The sequence below is a fragment of the Lentilactobacillus parafarraginis DSM 18390 = JCM 14109 genome (assembly GCF_001435895.1).
GTDB classification, from domain to species: Bacteria; Bacillota; Bacilli; order Lactobacillales; family Lactobacillaceae; genus Lentilactobacillus; species Lentilactobacillus parafarraginis.
The window spans coordinates 1-12,934 of the sequence record NZ_AZFZ01000012.1; the positions used below are offsets into that span (position 1 = coordinate 1).

Below are 12,934 nucleotides of genomic sequence, written 5' to 3' on the forward strand. Positions count from 1 at the left end.
CTGAAATAAAGTTTTCAGACGGACCCTAATTAAAATATATCTTTTAACGCCTCTTCCAAAAATAAATTACAATTAATTTTTATTTGCGCTTCACGAAGCAATTAATCAAAAACTCAATAATATAATAAATCCAGTGGAAGTAAGTTTATAGAAAATATATTCTGACGTCCACTAGATTCTTTATGATGAGCAGTCTATTGTCATTCTGTTATGGATCTCTATGGATATAATCTCCACTGACCAATATGTCAGTACTCTTAAAGAGATAATTGGGGCCCCCCCTCTTCGTCACTCCAATCATCACCGCCCCGACTACCACCAATACCAACCCGGCCAAAATAAACCATTCCTGCATGCTGGTTTTCTTTTCGTGAAGAATGAACAGCCCGCCCAAGGTTGCAATGACTACGTTAAACTGAGGGGGGTAAAGCCAACGCCACACCATTGAATTGATTTGAAAGTAAAATGCCGATGTTAGCAATCGCGAAGCAAAAGCCGGTCGGAATATTTTGAAAGCTTTTTTGCTAAAAATATCCTGCCACCGGATCGTCCCGACGATGATCATCATCGCCACCAAAGTCGCTATGACCTGGGGAAACAGAATATCCCAACCGTTTAGCCCAAAGATTCGCGGGAAAACCGCGTAGCCGACGTTAGCGGCCGCCGAAAAGGTCAGAACGATTAGTCCACCCCCCCAATGTTGGTCCCAGCATTCTCTGGGCGATCCTTATAGTAGGTCGTCAGGTAGATTCCTAAAATAGTAATTGCCAGGGTGCCAAATCCTAATATGTATTGCCATAGGTACGGGCACTCCTGAAAGTAAAACACCCCAAATAATGCCGATTTCAACTGCTCCCCAGTTGAAATCGGCATTGCCTATGATAGTCCCATCATATCAAACGACTTAACCTGCAGAATATTGGCCACATACCAGGACACCCCGCAAAGAACTGAGCCCCAAATTAATCCCTTGGTAATTTGCGCTGGTCGATGAATCATCAGCGCGCAAATGGCAAATAAGAACACGCACAAGGCCCATCAGTAAATCCGTCACAGGATCGCCTTCTTCTCATCACATGGTAGATAACTAATCTGTCATAATGATTACCTTTAAGATGTGGCAACACAATGCGTTGCGTATCTTTTCATTAAATATCTCAAAAAAACACGCCACCAGTTAGCCAAAAACGATTCCCACCATCCTCAGCTAACTACCGCCGTGCTTTCCAAATTTTAGCGATTCTTTGGCTTCCCAATCAACCCCAACAACCGTCGCCGAAACGCCCCGTATGCGGGTTCGCCCGACAAATCCGAAATATCTTTCTTGAAATACGGATTCGCTTCCACGCTCACGATCGTTCCGGGGTGCTGGTTAATCACAATGATGTTTTGCCCTAAGAAGAGGGCCTCATCAATGTCGTGGGTAATCGCAATCACGCAATTTTGCGTCGTTTCCCACAAATTTAACAAGATGTCATGCATGTCACTGCGGGTCGCGTTATCCAGCGCGCTGAACGACTCATCCAGCATTAGGATTGGCGGCCGATTGATAAATTCCCGGGCAAGGGCCACCCGCTGTTTCAGGCCACCAGAAAGCTCATAGATCGCCGCGTCCCGATAATCAGTCAACCCCGTCTGAGCCAGCAAACGCGCTAAGCGGTCCTGAATTTCCGGATCATTCAGATGGCGCATCTTCGGCCCAAACAGAATATTGTCCGCCACCGTCAGCCACGGAAACAGCGCCATGTCCTGAAAGACCATCCCCCGCTGCCAATCCGGCTGATCAATCGCTTTTCCCGCCATCTTAATTTGGCCGGTGGATGGGTGATCGTAGCCGGCAATCAAGTTAAGGAGGGTCGTTTTGCCAATTCCCGACGGCCCGATCACGACGTTGAGCGAATTACTTTCCAAATTCAGATTAATATTCTTCAGTGAGGGGTCACACGACCCGGCATACTTAAAATCAACGTTTTCAATGGTTAACAGGCTCATGATAATCCCTCCCGAGGCATAAATTCAGACGTGACAAACCGGCAGCAGTCCGCGTAACTCGGCGTGCTATTCAAGGTCTGCTGGTCGCACATAAACTGGCAGGCGGCGTAGAACTGCTTGGTAAACGTCGTGTCCGTGAAGGCTGCCATCTGCCGGGACGGCACCCACCTGGCCGTCCCAATTTGCTTCTTGGTTGCCTGGGGGCTTAGCTTCAAATTAGCGGCTGTGCTGCGATAAACCATTTGCGGATCGTGCCGATAATCATCATGGATCCGGGCCAGGCAATTGACGAACGCCCGCAAGACTTGAGGATGATGCTTGATAAACCGGTTGCTGGCCAACGTCACGTTCGCCGTTAAGCGGCCCTGGCGTGCTAAATTCTGACTGTCAGCCAATTTAACCCGTTGATTCAAATTCGACAGACTCGGTTCCCATGTGTAGGCGCCATCAATGTCCCCCCGATGCCACGCGGCAACAATTTCTTCGGTTTGCATGTCCACCAAATCAACCTTTCCCAGCAAATGGTGCTTCTTCAATAGCATCATTAAGCTATAGTGCGACGTCGAGGCAAACGGCGTGGCAATTTTTTTGCCCTTTAAATCCTGCCAGTGGTGAATGCCACTGCTTTTCTGGACAACTAATTGTTCATTACTGCCGATCACGTCATTGACCCACACCAGTTTTGCCGGCAAGTGGGCCGCCATGGCGACGACCGCGTTGGTATCACCCATCGTGGCAACGTCGATACTATTTGACATCAGGGCCTTATTGGCATCCACTCCCGAATCAAAGGTGACAAATTGGGCCCGGTAGCCGCGTTTTTCAAAAGTCTTCTTTAACAATCCCGTTTGCCGGGCAGTCGTGACATCGTTTGGAACCCGCAAAACACCAATTCGAATGACCCGGTTAACTGGCTGCTCACCAGCCGGGTGCTTTCCATTCGCCATTGAAAATCCCGAAAGGCAAACCAACAGAAGCAACAACCCTAATAATGCGAATCGTTTCAATCTTTTCATCAGAATTTCCCCCGCCAATGCACAACCCGATTTTCAACCAACTTGATCATCCAATCCAGCACGACGCCAGTCACGCCCAGGACGATAATCCCGACAAACATCACGTCACTCTTTAAATAATGCGACGCGTCAACGATCATCCAACCGATACCGGCAGATGCCGCAAACATTTCCGCTGAGACAATCGTCGTGTACGCGACCCCAACGGCAGACCGGACGCCGGTAAAGACGTCGGGCAGCGCCGCTGGAAACACCACGTGAAAGAAGATTTGCCGTTGATCCGCGCCCAACGAGGACGCCCCGCGAATGTATTCTCGATTAATCTTGACGACCGCGTCAAAACACGCCAGGTAAATCGGCGGTAAGGCCGCCAGAAACAGTAAGGTCACTTTCGACGTTTCACCAATGCCCAGCCATAAAATCAGCAGGGTATAGTAAGCCAACGGTGGAATCGGTCGGATAAACTGCACGATCGGGTCAACCACCGCTTTGACGGTTGGCACGTACCCACTCAAAAGTCCCAGCGGAATGCCAATCACGATGGCCAGCACAACGGCAACTAGCAGCCGCCCCAACGTAATTAAATAGTGCTGGTACAGCAAAGTGCCATTGTACCCAACCAGACATAAATTAATGAACGTCTGCCCCACTCGCAGCGGTGACGGCAACAATACCGGAGAAATCAGCTTCAAAGACGTCACCGTGCTCCATAGAATGATGATGACCGCGGTCGTCGCCAAACTAATATTGAATGACCGTAACCGACGTTTTTTCTGCATCTTTTTTTCCTCCTTTGCTTGGTCACCGGAATGACTGGGTTGCCAGCATCTTAATCGACAAGCGCGCAACCATACGATTTTATTCATGAATCACGATCAGGGTTAGAACAAACCACTCATTTGCCCTAGCCCTAATCGACACTATGATACGAAAGCCATCTTGATTTTAACGACCCGGTTTACAGTAAATCGAATCGGTATTCCGTCATAATCGGCTCTCTTTTTTCGGTCACGTCCCGGTAGTACTCTTCCTCACTAATTCCCAGGAATGAGCCGGAAATATTGTAAATGTTGGTGTAACCCATATTGTTCAGCGCCCGAACCACGTTATAGCTCCGTTGGCCGCTTAGGCAGTGAACGTAAACTGGCCGACCGGTTGGAATTTCATCTAACCGATCCCGGAACTCGCTCATCGGAATGTTGATCGCATTCTTGATATGGCCCGCTTCGTATTCAAACTTCTCACGGACATCAATGATGGTTGCCCCGGATTCAACTAATGAGCGAACCTCCGAAACGTTGACCTGCTTGTACTCATCATTCAAAATGTTGGTAGCCACCAGACCGGCCATGTTAACGGCATTCTTAGCGGTACTAAACATTGGCTGGTAGCACAATTCCAAGCTTTCTAAATCTTCAACGTATTGGTGATTGGTAATCATTGCGGCAATGACATCCACTTGTTTATCAACGGCACTTTCACCAACTGCTTGAGCGCCCAAGATTTCCCCGGTTGGGTAAGCAAATACCAGTTTGAAGTAAAGGGGCTTGGCATTTGGCATCAACGCCACTTTATCCTTTGGAATCACCATGACGGACCGGTAATCAATCTTTTCGTCCTGACACTGCTTTTCAGTTAAGCCAGTTGACGCAACGTTCATTTCGAAAACTGGAATGCATTGGGAACCGATAATCCCGCGATTGCGGATCTGACGACCATATACATGATCAACTGCTTGGCGGGCTTCCAATTGGGCTGGAAATGCCAAATTCAGTTTGGCCGGTTTGCGGGTCATGCGGTTGGTTAATTCAATGGCATCGCCGACTGCATAGATGTGAGGTAAATTGGTTTGGTAGTTCTGATCCACCTTAATGCCGCCGGTAACTCCCAGCTTGATACCGGTCTTTTTGGCAAGCTCCGTATCGGGTTTAACGCCGACCGCCATAATGACGGCGCCGCTCTTCACAGTTTTGCCGGATGCCAAGGTGATATCGTCATCAGTAATTTCGGTTAACGTATCGTTGGTAATCACGTCAACGTCATGATCAATCATCGTCTTCTGGATAATTTGGGCCATGTCATCATCGATCGTGCCCAGAATATGCGGCATCCCTTCGACCAAGGTCACGTGATAGCCACCCTTATTCATGTTCTCAGCGGTTTCAATTCCAATAAAGCCGCCGCCAATCACTGAGACATCCTTAATTTGGTTATCATCCAAGAAGCTCTTAATCTTCTTAATGTCCACCACGTTACGGATAGTGAAGACATTTTCATGATCAATCCCCTTGATTGAGCGGGGCAAGATTGGAGTGGCTCCTGGTGATAGGAATAATTCATCGTAGTCTTCTGCGGTCACGTCATCGGTTAAGACGTTACGAACCTCGACCGTTTTAGCGATTGGGTTAATCCCAACGACCTCATGATTAACAATTGCATCGATATTGTACTGGGCCTTGAACTGCTTGGGATCCATCAACACGATGTCCTCAGCGTCCGCAATGGTGCCTGATAAATGATAGGGAAGCGCGCAATTTGAAAATGAAACGTTGGGTCCCTTTTCAAACATGACCACCTTTGCGTCCTCATCTAACCGCCGAGCTCTCGCAGCTACGGATGCCCCACCAGCAACGCCGCCAATAACAACAATCTTTTTACTCATAATATCCGATCTCCTTTTTAGTTTGAACTTGTTGAAAACAATGGTTTACGTGATACCTTGTACGTTGGGCACAGGGCAATCTTGCCTGCAAACAGCTTGATTGCGACCGCGCCGCCCAAAATTAAGAATGCCATGAAGATGTAACCGTGAACTGAGAAGTTGGTAATTGAGGAGTATAGCGCGCCGATGTTGCACCCCCGGGCCATTCGTGAACCGAGGCCCATCAAGGCACCGCCAACCTCGTAACCGCCGAAGTCACGCAGGGTCATCTTGAACTTCATGCTGAAGCGGCCGGCAAGCAGAAAGGCGATTAACGCCCCAACCACAATCCCAATGTTTCGGATCGTGCCGCCATCAACCAGCAGGGAATGCTGCATGGCAGTGGCGGTTTCGTCAAAGGCCGGCGAGGTAAATTTCATCCCGAACAGCCCCAGAAACTTTTGATCCAGGCTAACAAACGGGGTGGTGACGCCCCAGGCCTTGCCGGTGGTCGTGAGAATGAAGACCGATGCGACGGCAATTCCAACCGATCCGGTCACAAACGTCCAGCGTTGAACGAAGAACCGGTGATACGTTTTCCACGACCAAAGCTTAAATGGTTCCTCAGGATCGTCTTGAAGCGGCTTCTCAAAGGATTCCCAGTCAGACTTGGGATCCAGGTAAACCCCCTGGCGTTTCTTGCGATTTTCGTAACGCTTCAAAATCACGTACAGAATCAGCATCATGCCAAGCGTCAGCGCGATGGCACCGCCATAGCCGACGTACTGGGGCAGCCAGGCATTAATCCCAACCTTGCCGATCGCCGTGTTATCAAGCTGATAGCCAATGTACTGGCCGGGAGCGGCAAACAAGACGAAGAACGGAAACGCCATCCAGGCATGACCCTCACCTTCCCCAAAATCAGAAAGGGTTCCTGACGCGCAGCCGCCAGCCATTAACATGCCCATTCCAAACAGGAAACCACCCAGCATAACTGAGATATTGCCAATTCGAACGTTTTGGGTTCCGGGGATAATTGACTGACCTGGATTGGTAATCTTCCAGGCCGGCAAAGCCCCCTTGCTGGCGGCAAACCATTGAATCCCAACGTTTACGATGGCGGTGACTGCCAGTAAAATAATAATGGCTGTTGCCAGGCTGCCCTCACCACGATAGAAGGTTCGCTTCACCCCGCCGGCAAATCCGAACCGTGATCGGGTCAGCACGTAGCCAATCATCAATCCGGCAACCAGGTAAACCGGTAAGTTACCGTCAATAATGTGAAGGTATTCACCCCACCCAATCATCAGGACAAGAACAAGCAATCCTATTAATGGCTGACGTTTACTCAATCCATTTTTCTCTAAACCGTCCGCTATCATGTTGCACCTCCAGATATTGTTAATTTATTCACGATTACAGTGTAACCGCTACCAGCCACTGCCGTAAAATACTTATCGGGTAGCGGGGGTATAGCCTGTAGGGTATAATATTGATGGGAGGGCTTTCATCATGAACGATACGTCAATCTTATTGAACTATTTACGGGCAATTACCGCCAGCGGCAGCATTTCCGCGGCTGCCCGCCAGCTTTACATTTCGCAGCCATACTTGAGCCGTTATATCCACGAAAAGGAAGCCGAATTGGGGATCACCCTGCTCAATCGTAAGACGCACCCGATCTCACTGACTGACGGCGGCGCCAAATACCTGCAGGGAATCGAGAATTTGGACAATCAGTACAAATCACTAGTCAGCGAAGTCAACGAAATGACCTATAACCAAAAGGCCAACATCCGGATCGGCATTAACCAGTCAATTTCCAGTCAGTTATTGCCGAAACTGATCGCCCACTACACCACGGAGTTTCCGGGGAGAAAAGTGTTCGTCAAGGAAGGCCCTTCCAGTCAGATGGAGGACCAGCTGCTCAATCACCAAATCGACGTTCACGTGAGAATGCTGCCGATTTTTCCAAATGAAATTATGTATCAGGAACTCTGCGATTCACCGGTGTACTTGATCATTAACCGTTCGTGTCCGCTATACCGGCGGGCCAACGATCAGGTCATCACCGCCGATTTCCCGCTTAAAGAGATCGGCGGATCCGACATGATCTTTCTGCATTCCGGCTCCGGATTTATGCGGTTAATTGAACTATTTTTAGCCAATAACAAGCTGCCGCTGAACCAAAAGTACGAGGTTAAGTACTTAGAAACGGCCGCCAACATGGCCTACGAAGGCCTGGGGTGCACGTTTGTGCCGGGGATGTTTCTTCACGAAACGTTTAATCCTAATAAGTGCAACGTGCTCAAAATTCCGACTGACAAAATTCCCCTTAAACTGGTTGTGTCTTACTTGAAGGATTCCGCCCTCAATGAGGTTGTGCAGGAATTCGTTAAAGTGGCAACGAACACCGCCATCTTCACCGGCTGAGGCCTCAGGCAGCTAATTGCTAAATTGCCATATCAAAAGCCGTCCAGATTGTCCGATTGGGACAATTCTGAACGGCTTTTTGTGTAGGGCCATTTCAAATTATTAGTGTTATCGACGACGCCTATTTCTCCAAATACTTATCCTGCAGCTTCGTCAAATCACTCTGAGTCAATCCAAGCCCCTTGGTTAAGAAGCCCTTCATTGACCCGTAGTGTTTTTCAGCCTGCTTGTAGGCTTCGTCCAAGTATGCTTTTTCAACGATTAGCCCATAATAATTCTTCTTAATTGTGGCCTGACTGGCGCCCTTCTTCTTGAGAGCGGCCAAGGCCTGGTCATTAGTCGTTTTGCGGTATTTATTAGATAACAGATAGTCTTTATAAATGGTTTGCTTGCTGACGCCAAGCGCGGTCATAATCAGGGCCGTGCCAAATCCGGCGCGATCCTTGCCGGCACTGCAATGCCATAAGACGGCCTTGTTGCTTGGCGTGGTCAACAATTCATGGAATAGAACCTTGTAAGCATGACGGCCCTGGGTGGAGTCGACAAAGTACTTATAATAATCGATCATCCCCGTTTGACCATTCGCAATTTTGTCATTCTGTTTGCTTTCAGCGTCGGAAACCACCGGATTCTTGACATACTTGACGCCGGCAATCTTTTTATCCGGAGCTTCCTTCATTTCTGCGGGAGTCCTGAGGTCAACGTCAACGCCTAAATGGTGCTGCTTAACCAAAACGGCTTCATCGTGAGCGGTTAAAGTGTTCAACTTCGCCGATCGAATCAGCATGTTCGGCTTAATCACCTTTCCCGATTCCGTGTGGTAGCCGCCCAGATCACGGACGTTGACGGCGCCCTGCAGCTTAATCTGTGAACCGGCAACCGGCGTAGCAGCCTTTACCTTGGTAGTTGCCGCGCTGGCAACCGGCGTAACCGCACTGGCGGCGATTGGCGTTCCCACCGCTAACAAACTGAGTGCAACAGCGAATAACGTAACTTGCTTTTTCAAGATTCTCTCCTCCATACCCTTTTTATGATACGAATTCATCATAGTTGATTAACGTAAAAACCGGGTAATAGTGCCGTAAATGTTGTGTATATTTCTGCTGGATCGGATTGGACGCCATCAAAACACGTCAAATGAGTCAAAATATACATGACCAATCCACTTGAGATATCACTTTCACCATTAGTCTCACCATATTTTCTAGGGCTCACACCACTTATTTTAACGACATCCCCAACGATTGGGGAACTGTGGCTTTTTCACTGCGAATTTTCATTTTGTAGGCAAATAGTTTAGCTCTCAAATACGACTATTATATAATAACTTCGTAAACCGTAACCCACTACCCATTAGGAGGAACTATCATGGATAGGTTAAAGGACAAAGTCGCCATTATTACCGGCGCATCCCAAGGCATGGGTGCCAGCCACGCAAAATTGTTTGTTTCGGAAGGTGCCAAAGTGGCCATCACCGATATTAACGAAGAAAAGGGAAATCAAGTCGCTGCAGAATTAGGAAACGGGACAATCTTTATCAAGCAGGACGTTTCCAGTGAAAGCGATTGGCAAAACGTGGTTCACACAACGGTCGATCACTTTGGCAAGCTGGATATCCTGGTAAATAATGCCGGTATCAGTATCAATAAATCTCTGGACGACATGAGTGTTGATGACTACCTCAAAATTTTCAAAATCAACCAGTTATCCGTTTTCCTGGGAACCAAGTATGCCGCCCCAGCCCTTCGCAAGAACGGTTCCGGCAGTATCGTTAACATCTCTTCAATGAACGGACTGGTTGGCGGGGCAGTTGGCTACACCGACACTAAATTTGCGGTTCGAGGATTGACGAAGGCCGTTGCCTTACAGCTGGCCAAGGACAACATCCGCGTTAACTCAGTTCATCCCGGGGTAATTGCAACGCCGATGATCCTTCAGGGCGACAGCAAGGCCGTTATCGAAGAATTTGCGAAGAACATTCCTCTTCAGCGGGTTGCCGAACCAAGCGAAGTTTCCAAAACCGTTTTATTCCTGGCGTCGGATGATTCAAGTTACTCAACCGGTTCAGAATTCATTATCGATGGCGGGTTAACCGCTCAATAACAATTCCGCAATCAAATATATTATGACGATATTCAAACGGGCTACCACGCATCTTCAAAAGAAATGCGTAGTAGCCCGCTTTAATATCGTGAATTTAATTTAACGCGTCCGCCACCCTACTCGGCGGCTTCACGCTTATCGGCTCGCTCTAATAAGTCACTCTTAATCTGATTTTCCATTCGCTCATATTTAAAGTAGAACACCATAATGGCAGCAACAACCGCATAGATGATCACTGGCAGCCAAATGAACGAAAAGCTGATTGCACTTGATGCTTGGGCGGTTTGGGTGCGGTGAGCCACAAAGCCGGCCGCGGCTAAAATCTTAGACGGAATAAAGCTCCCAAATCCTGATCCGAGCTGGATACAGAAGGCACTCCCGACAGCTGTCAGGAACCCTGGTGCCCGATAGCCGCTCTTCCACTCACCATAATCAACGGTGTCGGCCAGCATGGCAAATGGCATTGACATCGCAAACGACGACCCAATCACGCCGATTGACCAGGCAATAATCACTAAAACAAAGTTTCCGCTCACAACTGCCATCAGCGCTTGACCGGCGGCTCCAATTGCCAAACCAATCAGCATGGTTGCGGTTTTATTAGTAATTTTGACAACGAAGGGAATCGAAATGCTGGAGATAATTCCCAAGACTTGCAGGCCATTAAAGACCGATGCCAGCTGGGCATTTCCTAAATTATACTTCGCGTAGTACGTCGAAAAGCTGTTGCGATCGGCCTGGGCGATCCAGAAAATGGCAAACGCGCTCACCAGCAAATACCAAGGGACGTTGCCAACCGTTGCTTTCAAGCTGTTCTTGAAGGAGACGGATTTTGTGCTAACGGGGACCCGTTCCCGGACGTTCTTAAACGCCAACAGCAGCAGGGCCGCCGCCACAATTCCGAACAATGAAATCGTCAGTGTAAAGCCGCGCTTGTTATTGCCATTTCCCAACAGGGCGACCAACGGCAACGTAAAGGTACTCGTCAAAAATGACCCAATCAAGCTGCCGACCATCCGGTAAGAATTCGCGCCGATCCGCTCACCGGCGTCCAACGTCAGATTGGGCAAAATGGCGGTAATGGTCGTTTGAATTCCGGTATAAATCACCCCGGCAGCCAGAATGTAAGTAAAGCCCGCGTACAAGAGTTTAGCCGTGCCATGAAGATTCGGGGCTGAAAATGCGAGCAGGGTCCCAATCGCAAACGGAATCGATAACCATAGAAAGTACGGGCGACTTTGCCCCCACCTGGTATGGGTGTGATCGACAATCGATCCCCAAAAGATTGCGCTGACAGCATCAACAATGCTGGCCAGTAAAATAATCATGCCGGCGCCGGACACCGGAATATTGAATACGTCCGTGTAAAAATAGAGAATGTAGCTGGACATGCTGACATATAGGAGATTGCCGGCCATATCCGTGAAGGCGTAACTAACCTTCTCAAGAACCGGCAGCTTGGCAGCCGCCGGATTTGCTTGCTCGTTTAATTCCATCAAATAGCCTCCATACATGAATCAATTTGTAAATCCGATTCATAAAAATATGATTATTATAAGTCAGTAAGGCGCTGGTTTCAACCGAATTATTAATTTTTCATTGACCTATAACGGTTGATTTAACGGTAAAGGAGTTTACTTTTTTATAAAATATCATAGTAGTTTTCAATAACCCGATCTCAACATTAAATTGGGCCAATCAAAAACTGACCAAACAGGGCGGTCATTGTTTGGTCAGTTGATCCGATTCGTATTCATTTGTAAGTTGGAAATTTAGCTATCAAGCGGATCATTTCAATCAGCGATCGACTTGATTTGGTCGGTGGTCACCCGATCACGAAAATCCTTTGGTGTCTGGCCCGTCCAGCCTTTGAACTGGCGATTGAAATTCTTGGGACTGCTGTATCCTAAAGCGCCGCTAATTTGAGCAAGCGAATAGGTTGGCACTTTCAATAATTCCGAGGCGGCCTGCTGTTTTAATTCCGATACATAACGTCGTGGCGTCATCCCGTATTCGGTTCGAAACAGCTTTTCAGCGGACCGGTTATTCACCGATGCCAACGACAAAATATCGTTAATTAGGGTTGTGTCCCCGCTGAACGGCCGATCGCCATGAATGAAGTTTTTGACCCGATCAGCAATGTTCGCCTTCAGATAATGGGCAATGACCTTGGAAATTTCATGCTGGGCAAACTTACCGTTGCCGTGGACTTCAGTGATAACGTCATGGATTGCCAACATGATTCGGCTCACAATCACCTGAATGGACAGGGTTAACTCGAAGTCCTGATGATTTTCCCCGCTGATTTCAATCAGCCGCGTGAGATGCGGGGTGACCAACTGCGCCAAAACCGTCTCCCGGGGGTACACGTAAATTAAATTCTGGCTCAAAAACAGTTGAAGTTTCGGATCATCCACCGCTAAGTCAAAGCTGAAGTACGTCACGTCTTCGTCGGGCTGCGCGTTAAAGACTAACTTTGGCGGTAAAGCCAACACGTCACCCTTTTCCAAAACAAAGTGACAGTTAGCGATGTCGACGTGGGCCTTCCCGCTTAGGAGGACCCCAATTCGAAAATGGGGATCCGACTTGAAAGTAAGCCGCTGATTATGCTTGATCTGATGTTCACTGGCAGCTAAAAAGTCAAATCCGCAGTGAAGGTCCGGAAAATTAACGCGCCGTCTGCTTTTATTCATGTTGGCCACCTCTTTTCTTCTTTCTAATCTATTCATGTTTGATTATATCATCGATC

12 protein-coding genes are annotated in these 12,934 nt (G+C 48.2%); 2 read left to right on the forward strand and 10 right to left on the reverse strand.

Annotated features, from left to right (window positions below; translation table 11 throughout):
* Positions 1-208: 208 nt before the first annotated feature.
* From FD47_RS04375 to FD47_RS04405, 7 genes are all read right to left on the reverse strand, one after another.
* Positions 209-682, reverse strand: coding sequence for a GRP family sugar transporter (locus FD47_RS04375; RefSeq protein WP_082620184.1), 474 nt, complete (start codon positions 680-682; stop codon positions 209-211).
* Positions 682-873: a GRP family sugar transporter gene (locus FD47_RS16070; RefSeq protein ID WP_056980096.1), complete on the reverse strand. Its 192-nt coding sequence runs from the start codon at positions 871-873 to the stop codon at positions 682-684. The genes FD47_RS04375 and FD47_RS16070 overlap by 1 nt, the downstream gene beginning before the upstream one ends.
* A 360-nt stretch (positions 874-1,233) precedes the next feature.
* The gene (locus FD47_RS04385; RefSeq protein ID WP_054734601.1) at positions 1,234-1,992 is read right to left on the reverse strand and encodes an ABC transporter ATP-binding protein; all 759 of its coding nucleotides are present in this window, start codon (positions 1,990-1,992) and stop codon (positions 1,234-1,236) included.
* Positions 1,989-3,008: a taurine ABC transporter substrate-binding protein gene (locus tag FD47_RS04390; protein WP_054734597.1), complete on the reverse strand. Its 1,020-nt coding sequence runs from the start codon at positions 3,006-3,008 to the stop codon at positions 1,989-1,991. Before FD47_RS04390 ends, FD47_RS04385 begins: the two co-directional genes overlap by 4 nt.
* Positions 3,008-3,787 carry an ABC transporter permease gene (locus FD47_RS04395; protein WP_054734595.1) on the reverse strand — a complete coding sequence of 260 codons (780 nt, stop codon included), beginning with the start codon at positions 3,785-3,787 and terminating at the stop codon, positions 3,008-3,010. The genes FD47_RS04390 and FD47_RS04395 overlap by 1 nt, the downstream gene beginning before the upstream one ends.
* A 179-nt stretch (positions 3,788-3,966) precedes the next feature.
* The gene (locus FD47_RS04400) at positions 3,967-5,670 is read right to left on the reverse strand and encodes an FAD-dependent oxidoreductase (protein ID WP_056980097.1); all 1,704 of its coding nucleotides are present in this window, start codon (positions 5,668-5,670) and stop codon (positions 3,967-3,969) included.
* 17 nt (positions 5,671-5,687) lie between these two features.
* The gene (locus FD47_RS04405; protein WP_056980098.1) at positions 5,688-7,031 is read right to left on the reverse strand and encodes a YeeE/YedE family protein; all 1,344 of its coding nucleotides are present in this window, start codon (positions 7,029-7,031) and stop codon (positions 5,688-5,690) included.
* A gap of 130 nt (positions 7,032-7,161) precedes the next feature.
* Here FD47_RS04405 and FD47_RS04410 point away from each other — a divergent pair, with 130 nt between their 5' ends.
* A complete protein-coding gene (locus FD47_RS04410; protein ID WP_054734592.1) occupies positions 7,162-8,082 on the forward strand; it encodes a LysR family transcriptional regulator in 921 nt (306 codons plus the stop codon).
* A 121-nt stretch (positions 8,083-8,203) separates the two neighbouring features.
* Here the strand turns inward: FD47_RS04410 and FD47_RS04415 are convergent, their stop codons facing one another.
* Positions 8,204-9,088: a tyrosine-protein phosphatase gene (locus tag FD47_RS04415; RefSeq protein ID WP_225425032.1), complete on the reverse strand. Its 885-nt coding sequence runs from the start codon at positions 9,086-9,088 to the stop codon at positions 8,204-8,206.
* 362 nt (positions 9,089-9,450) lie between these two features.
* On the opposite strand from FD47_RS04415, the gene FD47_RS04420 reads away from it, so the two are divergent.
* Positions 9,451-10,185 carry an SDR family NAD(P)-dependent oxidoreductase gene (locus FD47_RS04420; RefSeq protein WP_054734588.1) on the forward strand — a complete coding sequence of 245 codons (735 nt, stop codon included), beginning with the start codon at positions 9,451-9,453 and terminating at the stop codon, positions 10,183-10,185.
* A 116-nt stretch (positions 10,186-10,301) separates the two neighbouring features.
* Here FD47_RS04420 and FD47_RS04425 read toward each other — a convergent pair whose 3' ends face one another.
* Entirely contained in the window at positions 10,302-11,681 is a 1,380-nt protein-coding gene (locus tag FD47_RS04425) for a glycoside-pentoside-hexuronide (GPH):cation symporter (protein WP_056980099.1), read from the reverse strand.
* A 297-nt stretch (positions 11,682-11,978) separates the two neighbouring features.
* Positions 11,979-12,878, reverse strand: coding sequence for a helix-turn-helix domain-containing protein (locus tag FD47_RS04430; protein WP_054734585.1), 900 nt, complete (start codon positions 12,876-12,878; stop codon positions 11,979-11,981).
* Positions 12,879-12,934 lie beyond the last annotated feature (56 nt).